Annotated in this window: 11 protein-coding genes; 7 read left to right on the top strand and 4 right to left on the bottom strand. The window is 66.1% G+C overall.

Going from position 1 to position 14,700, the window contains the following annotated elements; translation table 11 throughout:
* Positions 1 to 112 precede the first annotated feature (112 nt).
* Positions 113 to 1,933, bottom strand: coding sequence for a translational GTPase TypA (typA, locus tag VIF40_RS00435; RefSeq protein WP_331935541.1), 1,821 nt, complete (start codon positions 1,931 to 1,933; stop codon positions 113 to 115).
* A gap of 208 nt (positions 1,934 to 2,141) precedes the next feature.
* Between typA and VIF40_RS00440 the strand changes: the two genes are divergently transcribed.
* On the top strand, positions 2,142 to 2,912 hold the full coding sequence (locus tag VIF40_RS00440; RefSeq protein WP_331935542.1) for a Fic family protein: 771 nt from the start codon (positions 2,142 to 2,144) through the stop codon (positions 2,910 to 2,912).
* 8 nt (positions 2,913 to 2,920) lie between these two features.
* Here the strand turns inward: VIF40_RS00440 and VIF40_RS00445 are convergent, their stop codons facing one another.
* Positions 2,921 to 4,291, bottom strand: coding sequence for a TAXI family TRAP transporter solute-binding subunit (locus VIF40_RS00445; protein WP_331935543.1), 1,371 nt, complete (start codon positions 4,289 to 4,291; stop codon positions 2,921 to 2,923).
* A gap of 81 nt (positions 4,292 to 4,372) precedes the next feature.
* Entirely contained in the window at positions 4,373 to 5,620 is a 1,248-nt protein-coding gene (locus tag VIF40_RS00450; RefSeq protein ID WP_331935544.1) for an argininosuccinate synthase, read from the bottom strand.
* A 146-nt stretch (positions 5,621 to 5,766) separates the two neighbouring features.
* Between VIF40_RS00450 and VIF40_RS00455 the strand changes: the two genes are divergently transcribed.
* From VIF40_RS00455 to VIF40_RS00475, 5 genes are all read left to right on the top strand, one after another.
* Positions 5,767 to 6,210, top strand: coding sequence for a Fur family transcriptional regulator (locus VIF40_RS00455; RefSeq protein WP_331935545.1), 444 nt, complete (start codon positions 5,767 to 5,769; stop codon positions 6,208 to 6,210).
* 351 nt (positions 6,211 to 6,561) lie between these two features.
* Positions 6,562 to 8,505 (top strand): PrkA family serine protein kinase, encoded by a 1,944-nt coding sequence (locus VIF40_RS00460; protein ID WP_331935546.1) that lies wholly within the window; start codon positions 6,562 to 6,564, stop codon positions 8,503 to 8,505.
* A 37-nt stretch (positions 8,506 to 8,542) separates the two neighbouring features.
* Positions 8,543 to 9,850 carry a YeaH/YhbH family protein gene (locus VIF40_RS00465; RefSeq protein ID WP_331935547.1) on the top strand — a complete coding sequence of 436 codons (1,308 nt, stop codon included), beginning with the start codon at positions 8,543 to 8,545 and terminating at the stop codon, positions 9,848 to 9,850.
* Positions 9,850 to 11,373 carry a SpoVR family protein gene (locus VIF40_RS00470; protein ID WP_331935548.1) on the top strand — a complete coding sequence of 508 codons (1,524 nt, stop codon included), beginning with the start codon at positions 9,850 to 9,852 and terminating at the stop codon, positions 11,371 to 11,373. The genes VIF40_RS00465 and VIF40_RS00470 overlap by 1 nt, the downstream gene beginning before the upstream one ends.
* 237 nt (positions 11,374 to 11,610) lie before the next feature.
* Positions 11,611 to 12,231 carry a TetR/AcrR family transcriptional regulator gene (locus tag VIF40_RS00475; RefSeq protein ID WP_331935549.1) on the top strand — a complete coding sequence of 207 codons (621 nt, stop codon included), beginning with the start codon at positions 11,611 to 11,613 and terminating at the stop codon, positions 12,229 to 12,231.
* A 3-nt stretch (positions 12,232 to 12,234) separates the two neighbouring features.
* Here the strand turns inward: VIF40_RS00475 and clcA are convergent, their stop codons facing one another.
* A complete protein-coding gene (clcA, locus tag VIF40_RS00480) occupies positions 12,235 to 13,821 on the bottom strand; it encodes a H(+)/Cl(-) exchange transporter ClcA (protein ID WP_331935550.1) in 1,587 nt (528 codons plus the stop codon).
* A gap of 210 nt (positions 13,822 to 14,031) precedes the next feature.
* Here clcA and VIF40_RS00485 point away from each other — a divergent pair, with 210 nt between their 5' ends.
* The gene (locus VIF40_RS00485) at positions 14,032 to 14,541 is read left to right on the top strand and encodes a DUF2852 domain-containing protein (RefSeq protein ID WP_331935551.1); all 510 of its coding nucleotides are present in this window, start codon (positions 14,032 to 14,034) and stop codon (positions 14,539 to 14,541) included.
* Positions 14,542 to 14,700 lie beyond the last annotated feature (159 nt).

Genomic DNA, 14,700 nt, shown 5'->3' on the forward strand with positions numbered 1-14,700 from the left:
CGCGGGTCTTTCGATGGCGTTGCCGCTTCGAGGGCCCTCATCCGACCCGACTACGTCGGGCCACCTTCTCCCGCAAGCGGGAGAAGGGAGAACGCCGAGTGGTCGGACGCTATTACGCCACCGCGGCCGATTTGCCGCGCGCGCGCTTGCGCTCGTTCGGGTCGAGGTAGGTCTTGCGCAGGCGGATCGACTTCGGCGTCACCTCGACGAGCTCGTCGTCCTCGATGTAGGCCAGCGCCTTTTCCAGCGTCATCCGGATCGGCGGCGTCAGGCGCACGGCCTCGTCCTTGCCGGCGGCGCGGATATTGGTGAGCTGCTTGCCCTTCAGCACGTTGATCTCGAGGTCGTTGTCGCGCGTATGCTCGCCGACGATCATGCCGCGATAGACCTTCCAGCCCGGCTCGATCATCATCGGGCCGCGATCTTCGAGCTTCCACATGGCGTAGGCGACCGCCTCGCCCTGCTCATTGGAGATCAGCACGCCATTGCGACGGCCGACGATCTCGCCCTTGTGAGGCGAATAGGAGTGGAACAGGCGGTTCATGATCGCCGTGCCGCGCGTGTCGGTCAGCAATTCGCCCTGATAGCCGATGAGGCCGCGCGTCGGCGCATGGAACACGAGGCGCAGGCGATTGCCGCCCGACGGGCGCATCTCGATCATCTCGGCCTTGCGCTCGGACATTTTCTGCACGACGACGCCGGAATGCTCCTCGTCGACGTCGATGACGACCTCTTCGATCGGCTCCAGAATCTCGCCGTCCTCGTCCCTCTGGAACACGACCTTCGGACGCGAGACGCCGACCTCGAAACCCTCGCGGCGCATCGTCTCGATGAGAATGGAGAGCTGCAATTCGCCGCGGCCGGAGACGATGAACGATTCGCCGCCGGGCGAATCTTCGACGCGCAGAGCCACATTGCCCTCGGCCTCCTTGAACAGGCGGGCGCGGATCATGCGGCTCGTGACCTTGTCGCCCTCGGTGCCGGCGAGCGGCGAGTCGTTGACGAGGAAGGTCATGGACAGCGTCGGCGGATCGATCGGCTGCGCCTGCAGCGGCTCGTTCACCTCGAGCGCGCAGAGCGTGTCGGCGACGTTATATTTCTCGAGGCCCGCAATGGCGACGATGTCGCCGGCCTCGGCCTCGTCGATCGGCTGGCGCTCGATGCCGCGGAAGGCGAGAATCTTGGAGATACGGCCCTGCTCGACGATCTTGCCGGTGCGGTCGAGCACCTTCACCGCCTGATTGGGCTTCACGCTGCCGGCGAAGACGCGGCCGGTGACGATGCGGCCGAGGTAGGGGTTGGCCTCGAGCAGCGTGCCCAGCATGCGGAAGCCGCCCTCTTCGATCTTGGGCTCCGGCACATGCTTGACGACGAGGTCGAACAGCGGCCCCATGCCGTCCTGCGGACCGGTCGGCTCCTCCGCCATCCAGCCCTGCTTGGCCGAGCCGTAGATGATCGGGAAATCGAGCTGCTCGTCGGTGGCGTCCAGCGCGGCGAAGAGGTCGAACACCTCATTGACGACCTCGCTGATGCGGGCGTCGGGCTTGTCGACCTTGTTGATGGCGACGATCGGGCGAAGGCCGATCTTCAGCGCCTTGCCGACGACGAATTTGGTCTGCGGCATCGGGCCCTCGGCCGCGTCCACCAGCACGATGGCGCCGTCCACCATGGACAGGATGCGCTCGACCTCGCCGCCGAAATCGGCGTGGCCGGGGGTGTCGACGATATTGATGCGGGTGTCTTTCCAGGCGATGGAGGTCGCCTTGGCCATGATGGTGATGCCGCGCTCTTTTTCCAGATCGTTGCTGTCCATCACCCGTTCGATGACGCGCTGATTCTCGCGGAAGGCGCCCGACTGCTGGAGAAGACGGTCGACGAGCGTCGTCTTGCCGTGGTCGACGTGGGCGATGATAGCGATGTTGCGCAGTTTCATGGGATTAGGGCCGATCGGTTCGCGGGCGAAGCGCGGCGCGACGCCCCTTCCGGGGCGCGCGGCAGGCCGCAGCTTATTGCAGTGCGGCATCTCATACAGGAGCGCGGGCCGAATGGGAAGCGTGGCGGCAGAGCGGCGGAACCGCGCCCGACAGGGTCCGGCTTTCGTGAAACATGACGTAATTTCAATTATCTGATATGAGATTCGCATGGCGGGCGATCTCATTGACAGAATTGCGAGAAAAAAGGCCCGGCTCGACCGGCTGCGTCCTTTGCGGGCCGATGCGGTCGCCCGGCTCCAAAAGCACTATGACGTCGAGCTCACCTACACATCCAACGCGATAGAGGGCAACACGCTGACGCTTCGCGAGACGGCCGAGGTCGTCGAGCATGGGATCACGGTCGGCGGCAAATCGCTTCGTGAGCATCTCGAAGCCGTCGACCATTACGAAGCCCTGCTCTGGATGCGCGAGCTGGCGGCGCAGAGCGGTCTCGTCGGCGAGGATACGGTGTGCGAGCTGCATCGCCGGATCGTCGCGCGAAGCCAGCCGGGCATTGCCGGAATCTACAGCCGCAATCCTCGCCGTATCGCCGGCTCGGCCGTGACTTTTCCCAATCCGGCGAAGATCCCGCAATTGATGGAAGAGCTCGGCGCGTGGCTGCTGTCGGCCGCCGCCGAGCCGCTCGCGGCCTTCGAGGCGCATTTCCGGCTGACGGCGATCCATCCTTTCGCGGACGGCAATGGCCGAACGGCGCGCTTGCTGATGAATTTATTGCTCATTCGCGGCGGCTACCCGCCGGTCTCGGTGCGGCCAGAGGATCGCAAGGCCTATCTGGACGGACTCGAGCGCGCCTCGCTCGCCGACGACGCCAGTCCCTATCGGACTTTCATGGGCGAGCGGCTCGACGCGACCTTGGCCGAATATATCGGCGTGCTGGAGGAAGCGCTTCCGCCGGACGATGATCCGCGCGCCGGCTGACGCGCGGCCTATTCCGCCGCCGGAATCTTGCGCAGCCCCGGGAAGGCGGCGACCTCTCCCTTCGCCAGCTCGCCCTTCGCCAGCTCGCCTCTGGCCTCGCAGAGCGAGCGGCGGCGCTCCTGGATCGCCAGCCGCGCCTGGTCCAGCGCCAGCGAGACCACATGCAGCGCGGTCGCGTCCATATTGCGCAGGCGCAGATCCGCCACGGCGCTGACCAGCGCCTGGTCCAGCTCGCGCTCATAGTCGTCGAGCTCGGCGATGTCCTGCGTGGCGCGGGCGGCGGGCAAGATCTCGAGCAGGCGCTCGATCAGCTGCTCGGAGCGCTCATGCGTCTTCGTCCTCATGCGGCTGGCAAGCGCCGCGGCGGCCGAGCCGACGAGCGACGCCAGCATCGCGCCGAGATAGAAGAAGTCGCTGTATTTATCGAAGAATCCGTGCTCGTTGCCGTCGATGAAGTCGATCACGCCCTGATGCGCCGGCACCGCCGAATCCTTGTCGGTGGAGGGCGCCTCGATATTATTGGCCAGCGGCGCGAGGGCGGCGATCGTCGATCGATGGGTCAGGAACTGGCGCGTCGCCTCGCCGGCGACGCTGGCGGGAATCGAGGAGCGGCCGACCAGCAGAACCGTGACGCTGGTGGTCTCGAGCGCCTGATCCGGGCGGGGCGGATCGCCGCCGAAGGCGCCGTGGACGATCTCGGTCTCCTCCAGCGTCGGATAGCGCTTGGCGATGGCCTTCGCCTCGGCGACCGGCAGGAAGACGGGCGGCTTCTTGGAGCCGGCGACGATCTGATGGATCACGTCGCTCGCCGGGCCGATCTGCGGAAGGGTCACGAGGAAGACGGCGTCGATCTTGCCCGCGCGCAGCGCCGCGCCGACCTCGGCGGGCTGGAGCGTGACTGTCGCAAAGCCCTGCTCGGGGATTTCATATTGAGCCAGGATTGTCTCGAGCAGCCGGACATTGCCGCGCGCGGCGACGATCTCCTGGACGACGCCGATCTTCTTGCCGCGCAGATCGGCGACGCGCTTGATCTTGGAGCCGCCGGGCGCGACCAGCAAGGCGGCGTTGCGGTGGAGGATGACGATCGCCTGCGCCGAGGGCGGCAGCGCGTCGCTGCGCGCCACCGCGAGCTCGGCCGAGCCCTGCTCGAGCGCGGCCGCCGCCGCGGCGGTGTCGACGACCGGCACGACCTTCAGCCGCACCGGCTCGTGCTGATGCGAGAAGGCCTGCGCCGCCGCGGTGAGCAGGCGGAAATCCTGCGTCCCCTGCGCGACGGCGACGCGCAGCTCCGCCGGTCGGTTGTAGAAATAGAGCGCCGTCGCCGCCCCGCCGACGAGGGTGAGGCAGGCGATCAGCACCGCGAGAATGGTTCGCAGCATGGGATCAGCCTCGGTTGCGAAGCCGAATGTGCTCATAGAGTGCGCCCGATTCGGGATTTCTCCGCGGCGAAGTCGTGGAGGCTAGGGCTTTTCCTTCGCGCCGCGGGCGCTGCGCTTGGCCAGCGTGCGCAGGCGCAGCGCATTGAGCTTGATGAAGCCCTCGGCGTCGCGATGGTCATAGGCGACGGCCCCCTCCTCGAAGGTGACGAGCTCCTTGTCGTAGAGCGAATAGGGGCTCTCGCGGCCGACGACATGGGCGCTCCCCTTGTAGAGCTTCAGCCGCACGCGGCCGGTGACCAGCTCCTGGCTCTTGTCGATCAACGCCTGCAGCATCTCCCGCTCCGGCGCGAACCAGAAGCCGTTGTAGATCAGCTCCGCGTATTTCGGCATGATCTCGTCCTTGAGATGCGCGGCGCCGCGGTCCAGCGTCACGCTCTCGATGCCGCGATGGGCGATGAGCAGAATGGCGCCGCCGGGGGTCTCGTACATGCCGCGCGACTTGATGCCGACGAAGCGGTTCTCGACGAGATCGAGCCGGCCTACGCCATGGGCGCGGCCGAGCTCGTTGAGCTTGGTCAGCAGCGCCGCCGGCGAGAGCGCGACGCCATCGACGGCGACGGCGTCGCCCCTGTCGAAGTCGATTGTCACATATTGCGCGACGTCGGGCGCCTTTTCCGGATCGACGGTGCGGGAATAGACATAGTCCGGCACTTCCTGCGCCGGGTCCTCGAGCACCTTGCCCTCGGAGGAGGTGTGCAGGAGATTGGAGTCGACCGAGAAGGGGGCCTCGCCGCGCTTGTCCTTGGCGATCGGAATCTGGTTCTTCTCGGCGAAATCGATGAGCGCCGTGCGCGAGGTCAGGTCCCATTCGCGCCAGGGGGCGATGACGGCGATATCCGGCTCCAGCGCGTAATAGCCGAGCTCGAAACGGACCTGATCATTGCCCTTGCCGGTGGCGCCATGGCAGACGGCGTCGGCGCCCATGCGGCGGGCGATCTCGATCTGCTTCTTGGCGATGAGCGGGCGGGCGATCGAGGTTCCGAGCAGATAGAGCCCCTCATATTGGGCGTTGGCGCGGAACATGGGGAAAACGAAGTCGCGGACGAACTCCTCGCGCAGATCCTCGATGAAAATATGCTCGGGCTTGACGCCGAGCAGCTCGGCCTTGGCGCGGGCGGGCTCCAATTCCTCGCCCTGGCCGAGGTCGGCGGTGAAGGTCACCACCTCGCAGCCATAGGTCATCTGCAGCCATTTGAGGATGATCGAGGTGTCGAGGCCGCCGGAGTAGGCGAGAACGACGCGTTTGATGTCTTTCTTGGAGCGGGTCATTCGAGGTTCTTCTTTCGGCGCCGCCTCGCGCGGGCGCGCATCGCGCCGCGACTATAGAGACGCCCCGCGCGCGCGCAAGCCGGAGCCCGACAGCCAACAGCGCTCCCCGGTCTCGTCATCGCCGCCGCGGCGCGCTACAATGGGGCATGACCACGAAGCGAGTCGCGCCCGGGACGGCGGCGCGGGGCCTCACGCCAGCGCGCCGCGCCGCGCTGGACATTCTCACCCGGGCGAACCGACCTGTCGGCGCCTATGAGATGATCGATCTTCTCGCCGACGAGAACGGCAAGCGGCCGGCCCCGATCTCCGTCTATCGGGCGCTCGGCTATCTGCTCGACCAGGGCCTCGCCCATCGGCTGGCCTCCCGCAACGCCTTCGTCGTCTGCGGCCACTCCCATGAGGCGGGCGAGCCGGTGATCTTTCTGATCTGCGACGAATGCGGCGAGGTGAGCGAGGCGACCAGCCCCGAGCTGACGCGCGGCCTCGCCGGCCTCACCGCGGCGGCCCGCTTCCAGCCGCGCACGCGCGTCGTCGAGATCGCCGGACTATGCGAGCGCTGCGCCGCCGCCGCCGCGCGAAAGGAGGCATGAGCCCGCCTCCCCGGCGCCGCCTACTCGAGAACTTTACCATCGGGCAAAGGATTAGTGTCGACGCCGACGCCGATCTTCGTCAATATCGTCGATCGCGCCCCAACTGATGGATCACGCCCCCAGTGACGAGGGAATCAACCGTTACGTCTACCCTGAGCACACATCGATGCTCATATGACAGGAGACGAGCTTCCCGCCGCGGCCGGCACAATCTTTGCCTCGCACTCCCTGAACTCGGTCTTAGACCAGTCGACAGGGGTGGGGCGGTCGACGGCGAAGACCAGAGGCGGCCCGATCGGTTTTCGCGCCGCCGGGATTCGTGAGCCATAGCGCTCGAGCCACAGGTGCCCCATGACGAACTCCGACGTTTTTGCGGATTTTGCGAGATCATACAGAGGCAGACGGGCCGTCGAGATGACGCTGTCCGACTATCTCGACCTATGCCGTGAAAGTCCGAAGACCTACGCGACCGCCGCGGAGCGTATTCTCGACGCCATCGGCGAGCCGGAGCTCATCGACACGTCGCGCGACCCGAGGCTGGGCCGCATCTTCATGAACCGCACCATCCGCGTCTATCCGGCCTTCGCCGAATTTTTCGGCATGGAGGAGACGATCGAGCGGATCGTGAGCTTCTTCCGCCATGCGGCGCAGGGGCTCGAGGAGCGCAAGCAGATCCTCTATCTGCTCGGCCCCGTCGGCGGCGGCAAATCCTCGCTCGCCGAGCGCCTGAAGGCGCTGATGGAGATCGATCCGATCTATGTGCTGAAGGCCGGCGAGGAGATGAGCCCGGTCTTCGAGAGCCCGCTCGGCCTCTTCGATCCGGCCACGGCGGGCGACATGCTCGAGCAGAGCTACGGCATTCCGCGGCGGCGCCTCAACGGGTTGATGAGCCCCTGGTGCCTCAAGCGCCTCGACGAGTTCGGCGGCGACATCACCAAATTCACCGTGGTGAAGATCACGCCCTCGCGCCTGCGCCAGATCGGCATCGCCAAGACCGAGCCGGGCGACGAGAATAATCAGGACATCTCCTCGCTCGTCGGCAAGGTGGACATTCGCAAGCTCGAGAATCTCGCGCAGGCCGATCCGGACGCCTACAGCTATTCGGGCGGCCTCAACCGCGCCAATCAGGGCCTTCTCGAATTCGTCGAGATGTTCAAGGCCCCGATCAAGATGCTCCACCCCCTGCTGACCGCGACGCAGGAGGCCAATTACATCGGCACGGAGAACATCGGCGCGATCCCCTTCTCCGGCATCGTGATGGCCCATTCCAACGAGGCGGAATGGCAGAGCTTCAAGAACAATCGCAACAATGAGGCCTTCATCGATCGCATCTATGTGATCAAGGTGCCCTACTGCCTGCGCGTGACGGAGGAGCAGCACATCTATGAGAAGCTGCTGCACGGCTCCGAGCTCGCCGAGGCGAGCTGCGCGCCGAGCACGCTGGAAATGCTCGCCCGCTTCATCGTGCTCTCGCGCCTGAAGCCGCATGAGAACTCCAACCTCTTCTCCAAGATGCGCGTCTATGACGGCGAGAGCCTGCGCGAGGTGGACCCGCGCGCGCGCAGCATGCTGGAGTATAAGGACGCGGCCGGCGTGGACGAGGGCATGGACGGCTGCTCCACCCGCTTCGCCTTCAAGGTGCTGGCGGCGACCTTCAACCACGATACGGTCGAGGTGGCGGCCGATCCGGTGCATCTCATGTATGTGCTGGAGCAGTCGCTGCGCCGCGATCAGATGCCGCCGGAGACGGAGAAGCGCTATCTCGAGTTCATCAAGGCCGAGCTCGCGCCGCGCTACGCCGAATTCATTGGCCATGAAATCCAGAAGGCCTATCTCGAATCCTATCAGGATTACGGCCAGAACCTCTTCGACCGCTATATCGACTACGCCGACGCCTGGATCGAGGATCAGGACTTCAAGGATCCGGACACCGGCCAGATGCTCGACCGCGATCTCCTGAACCAGGAGCTGACCAAGATCGAGAAGCCCGCCGGCATCGCCAATCCGAAGGACTTCCGCAACGAGGTGGTCAAGTTCGCGCTGCGCTGGCGCGCCGCCAACGAGGGGCGCAATCCCTCCTGGGCGAGCTATGAGAAGATCCGCGACGTCATCGAGCGGCGCATGTTCTCGCAGGTCGAGGAGCTGCTGCCGATCATTTCATTCGGATCGAAAAAAGACACTCAGACAGAAAAAAAACATGCAGAATTCGTAAGCCGCATGATGGCTCGCGGCTACACGGAGCGGCAGGTTCGCCGCCTGGTCGAGTGGTACATGCGCGTAAAACAAGCCGGTTGACCGTAAGGCGGCCGGCGAGAAAACGGGTGATGAAACGATGCACATCGTCGATCGTCGGTTGAACCCCGGAAGCAAGAGCTTCGCGAACCGCCAGCGCTTTCTCCGCCGCGCCAAGGATATGGTGGAGAAGGCGGTTCGCGAGGCGAGCAAGGACAGGGCGATCGGCGACCTCGAGAGCCCCGGCGAGATCTCCATTCCCTCCGAGGGCACGCGCGAGCCGACCTTCCGCCACACACAGGGCTCGCGGCGCGATCTCGTGCTGCCCGGCAATAAGGATTATGTCGAGGGCGACCTCATCGAGCGCCCGCGCGGCGACGGCGAGGGCGACGGAGCCGGCGGTCAGGTCGGCGGCGGCGACGGCCAGGAGGACGCCTTCCGTTTTATCCTCACGCGCGATGAATTTTTGAGCATCTTCCTCGATGATCTCGAGCTGCCCGATCTCGCCAAGCGGCGCGTCGCCCAGACCGAGAAAGAGGGGCTGCGCCGCGCCGGCTTCACCACCACCGGCACGCCGGCCAATCTCGCGCTCCACCGCACGCTGCAAACCTCGCTGTCGCGCCGCATCGCGCTGAAGCGCCCCAAGCAAGGCGCGCTCGACGATCTCGCGCAGCGGCTGGAGGAGGCGCAGCGGCTCGCAAGTCCCGAGGTCGAGCGGCTCGCCGCCGAGCTCGAGGCGCTGCGTCACAAGCGCGCGCGCATCTCCTATCTCGATCCGATCGATCTGCGCTATCGCCGTTTCGAGCGTTTTCCCAAGCCGGTGACGCAGGCGGTGATGTTCTGCCTGATGGACGTCTCCGGCTCCATGACCGAGCATATGAAGGATCTGGCCAAGCGCTTCTTCATGCTGCTGCATGTGTTTTTGACGCGCCGCTACAAGCGCGTCGAGATCGTCTTCATCCGCCACACGGATCGCGCCGGCGAGGTGGACGAGGAGACCTTCTTCCGCTCCGCCGAGACCGGCGGCACGATGGTCTCCTCGGCGCTGCAGGAGATGCTGAAGGTCATTCGCGAGCGCTATGATCCTGGCGTCTGGAACATATACGCCGCGCAGGCCTCGGACGGCGACAATCTCTCCAGCGACAATCCGCAGACGCGCGAGCTGCTGCAAAACCAGATTCTGCCGCTCTGCCAATATTTCGCCTATGTCGAGGTGAGCGGGCCCAACGCCGAGACGCATGGCTATGTGCCCCATCACGGCCAGAGCTCGCTCTGGCTCACCTATGCGGCGCTGCAAAAGGAGAATGAAAAATTCCAGATGCGGCGCGTCTCGCGGCGCGAGCACATTTATTCGGTGTTCCGGCAATTGTTCCAGCGGCGCGCCGCCAAGACCGCGGAGGCCAGCTGATGCGCGGCGAATTGCTCTATGAAGGCAAGGACTGGGATTTCGGCACGATCCAGCGCATCCATGACGCGGTCGCGGGAATAGCGCATAAGGAGCTCGGCCTCGACACTTTCCCCAATCAGATCGAGATCATCACCGCCGAGCAGATGCTCGACGCCTATGCCTCGACCGGAATGCCGCTCTTCTACAAGCATTGGTCGTTCGGCAAGCGCTTCGCCCAGCACGAAGGCGTCTACCGAATGGGGCTGCAAGGCCTCGCCTATGAGATCGTCATCAACGCCGATCCCTGCATCAGCTATATCATGGAGGAAAATTCCGCCACGATGCAGACGCTGGTGATCGCGCACGCCGCCTTCGGCCACAACCACTTCTTCAAGCACAATTACCAGTTCCGCCAGTGGACCGATCCCGAAGGCATTCTCGACTATCTCTCCTTCGCCAAGGCCTATATCGCCAATTGCGAGGAACGCTACGGCCATGCGGAGGTGGAGCGCCTGCTCGACGCCGCCCATGCGCTGATGCCGCAGGGCATCGACCGCTATCCGCGCAAGCGTCCGCTCAATCTGCATATGGAAGAGAAGCGCGAGCAGGATCGCAAGGATGAGCGCGAGCGTCTCTATGACGATCTGTGGCGCACTGTGCCGGGCCGCGCGCGCGGCTCCAAGCAGATGGCCGGCGACAAGCGCCGCGCGCTGCTCGGCCTGCCGCAGGAGAACATCCTCTATTTCCTGGAGAAGGCGGCGCCGCGGCTGAAGCCCTGGCAGCGCGAGGTGCTGCGCATCGTGCGGCTGATCGCGCAATATTTCTATCCGCAGCAGCAGACCAAGGTGATGAACGAGGGCTGCGCCACCTATTGCCACTATCGCCTGCTGGGTCGCCTGCACGAGACGGGGCGCATAGACGACGGCAGCTTCCTCGAGTTCCTCACCTCGCACACCAACGCGACGCGCCAGCCCTTCTACGACAGCCCCGCCTATAGCGGGATCAACCCTTACGCGCTCGGCTTCGACATGATGCGCGACATAGAGCGCATCGTGCGCGAGCCGACCGAGGAGGATCGCTATTGGTTCCCCGAGATCGCGGGAACCGGCGATGAGATGGCGGTGCTGCGCAATGTCTGGGAGAATTATCGCGACGACAGCTTCATCGCGCAATTTTTGAGCCCCAGGCTGATCCGCAACTGGCGGCTGTTCCATGTGGTGGACGATCGCGAGCAGCCGAATCTCGAGGTCTCGGCGATTCATAATGAGCGCGGCTATCGCGATCTGCGCCGCAGCCTCGCCGCCCAATATGATGTGGGCGGCTATGCGCCGGACATTCAGATCGTCGACGTCGATCTCGCCGGCAATCGCAAGCTGGTGCTGCATCACCGCGTCCGCGACGGCAAGATGCTCGAGCTCGCCAACGCCTCGATGGTGCTCGGCCATCTGGCCAATCTCTGGGGCTATGAGGTGCTCTTGCAGGAGATCGACGCCGGCACGGAGCAGGTGCTGAAAGAGCATATGGTGCGGCCGGAGCAGGGCTGAACGCGGCTTTCCGCCTTCTGGAGCCCCTCGTGCTTTTAAGACGCCCGCTATGCGGGCTCCTCGGCATGAGGGGGATTCGGGTTCTCCCATTCTCCCCCATGCCGAGGAGGGCCGCAGGCCGCGTCTCGAAGCGCGCCGGGCTCGACGGCTCTCCTCTCGCGCCTCCCACTTCCCTTCGACGCGAGACTGTGCGACGGCTGCGCGAGACGCCCCTTCGCCTCCACGCATGCCGCAAGAATGACCATCAAGCGCAAATATCACCATGGCGCCCTCAAGGAGGCGCTGGTCGAAGCTGCGCTCGAGCTGCTGGCGGAAGGCGGGCCGGCCAATCTCAGCCTCGGCGAGGCGGCCAAGCGCGTCGGCGTCACCGCGGCCGCGCCCTATCGCCATTTCGCCAGCCGCGACGAGCTGCTGAACGAGGTGGCGCGGCGCGGCTTCCTCTCCTTCGGCTCTGCGATCGAAAAGGCCTGGGACGAGGGACGCCCCGACGCGGCGGGCGCCATGTGGCGCATGTGCGCCGCCTATCTCGCTTTCGCCCGCGAGGAGCCCGGCCTCTACAGCGCCATGTTCGGCTCGGCGGCGTCGCTGGCGAGCGAGCCCTCCGCCGACGCCGCCGATCATGCGCTGGACATTCTCTGGCGCTCGGTCGTCGCTTTTCTCCAGCAGCGCGGCGCGCCGGCGCAGGGTGCGCGCAAGCTCGCGCTGCAGCTCTGGGCGCTCGCCCATGGCGTCGCCATGTTGTCGATCTCCGGCCATCTCGACGCCGCCAAGGGCCTCGATCCCGTCCCCGTGCTCGACGCCGCCGTGCGCAATCTGATGGAGGCCGCCGTCCGCCGCGCCGAGCCCGCGCAAAGCTGACCTCTATGTTTCCGCCCGCCGCGCGAGACGGGCGGAGCGATCCTTCAGCGCGTCATAGATCGGCTCGTTGTGGCACACAGCGGCGATCGCCATCGCCCCGAAGCAGGCCGCCAGCATGGGCAGCAAAAGCTCGGAGCTGTCGGTCATCTCGGTGATGAGGATCATGCCGGTGAGTGGCGCGCGCACCACGGCGGCGAAAAACGCCGCCATGCCGATGAGCGCGAATTTCATTCCCGTCGTCCGCGCGTCATCGCCAGAAATCAGCAGGTCCGGAATCAGCAGGCCGAAGAACAGGCCGATCTCGGCGCCCAGCGCCAGCAGCGGGGCGAACAGGCCGCCGGGCGTCCCCGCCGCATAAGAGACGACGCCGAGCGCGAAGCGCAGAGCGAAGACCAGCGGCAGCACCTCGAGCGAAAAGGCGCCGTCGAGCGTTTTCTGTGTGAGGAGATCGCCGCCGCCGACGAGATCGGGCGCAAAAAAGCCGAGCGCGCCGACGCCGGCGCCGACCAGAGCGGCCTTCGCCTCGGCCGCCCAGGGCGAGCGGTCGGCGATGTCCAGCGCGTGGAGAATGGCGCGATTATAGGCGAGGCTGACGAGCCCCATCGCCGCGCCGAGCAGGAGGCCGAGCGGAACATCGACGGGGCCGGTCGGATAATGCGCGGCGACGCTCAGCTCCGGCGTCGGCCCGTCGATGAGCCGCACCACGGAGATGGCGCCGACCGAGGCGCCGAGCGCGATGGTCGCATGGCGCATGTCGAAGCGGCGCAGCAGCTCCTCGAGCACGAAAGCGGCCCCCGCGAGCGGGGCGTTGAAGGCCGCGGCGAGCCCCGCCCCGGCCCCGGCGGCGAGCAGCGATTGCTGATCGCGCCAGTCGTAGCGGAAGAAGCGGCCGAACTGATGGGCGAGCGTCGCGCCCATCTGCACCGACGGTCCCTCGCGGCCGAGCGCGAGGCCGGCGCCGATCGCCAGAACGCCGCCGATGAATTTCACCGGCAGCAGCAGAGGCGACGATGGCGGCTCGCCGCCGTCGATGACCGATTCGACATGCGGAATGCCGCTGCCGACCGCCGCCGGAACGAAGCGGCGCACCAGATAAGCCGCGAGACCGGCGGCGACCGCCGCGCCGAGCGCCATCGCCGCCGCGCCGAGCGCCGGATTGGCCTGGAACCAGTCCGGGACCGCCGAACGCAAGCGCCCGGCCGCATCGAGGACGAGGCGGAAGACGCCGCAGAGCGTCCCCACCGCGACCCCGGCCGCGAGCGAGACGAGGCCGAGCGAAAACAGCCCGGCCAGCTCCGACGGCGCTCGCGGCGCCGGCGGCGCCGGCGCGGCGGCGGCAATATCGGCCTCGACGACCAGATCGCGCTTTTCGCCGAGCAGCAGCAGGCGCTCCGCCCCCGCGGCGCGGAGCAGAATGAGGCGGCGCGGCCGGCCGAGCGCCAATGCGACCGAAATGGCGGCGCGCGCGCGGCCTCGGCGGGGGCGGCGACGGCCGAAGGCGAGGCGGAACAGAAACGGCAACGCTCCGGCGCCGATGAGCGTCGCCAGAGCGAGGAGCGCGCGCGCGTCATCCTCGGAAATTTCGAACATTGAAGCGATTCGCCTGCCGGATCGGCGCAGGATAGCGCGCGGAGGCGCGAGAAACGAAATCGGCGCCGGACCCTTTCGAAGAGGGCCGCTTTCGAAGACGCCCCCTTGGCGAAACAGCAATGTTAATGTATATTACATTCACATTGCGGCGGCGTCGTTCGGATCGTCCGCGCGAGCCCGCGATGAGCGAAGGAACTGGAGAGTCCGAACATGGGCTGTCATCGTCACAACCGCATGGGCGCCGCCCCTGGCGGAATGGGCTACGACGCGCGCGATCGATTCGGCGACTGCGGACGGCCGTGGAAGCCGCTGGAGATTTTCGCCATGGTGCTCGGCTTCATCGTCTTCTGGCCGATCGGCCTCGCCATTCTGCTGTTTAAGGTCTGGCAGCGCAAACTCGGCTATGAGGGCGATCTCTTCGCCTTCGCGCAGGAGCGCGCCGCCGATGTGCAGGCGCGCTGGCAGGACGCCACGGGACAGCAGAGCGGCCGCTCTTCCGGCGGCTGGCGCGGTCCGGGCTTCATGCGCTCCTCGGGCAATGTCGCCTTCGACGACTGGCGCGAGAGCGAGCTCGCCCGCCTCGAGGAGGAGCGCCGCAAGCTCGCCGAGGCCGAGCGCGAGTTCGCCGATCATATCGACGAGCTGCGCCGCGCGAGAGACCGCGACGAGTTCGACTCCTTCATGCGCGCGCGCCGCGACCGCGGCCAGCCGCAGAGCTGAATTATTAGAAAAGACGAGACGGGCGCGTTCTTCGGACGCGCCCGTCCAAGATCCACAATGCCGCGGCTCGAAGCGTCGTTCATCGGCCGCCGCAGAAGCGCCGGCGGCGAGCAGACCCGTCAAAATCATCGTCGAAAATAGTCGCACCCCCGTCCCGAG

The organism is Methylosinus sp. (assembly GCF_036560965.1).
Taxonomy (GTDB): Bacteria; Pseudomonadota; Alphaproteobacteria; order Rhizobiales; family Beijerinckiaceae; genus Methylosinus.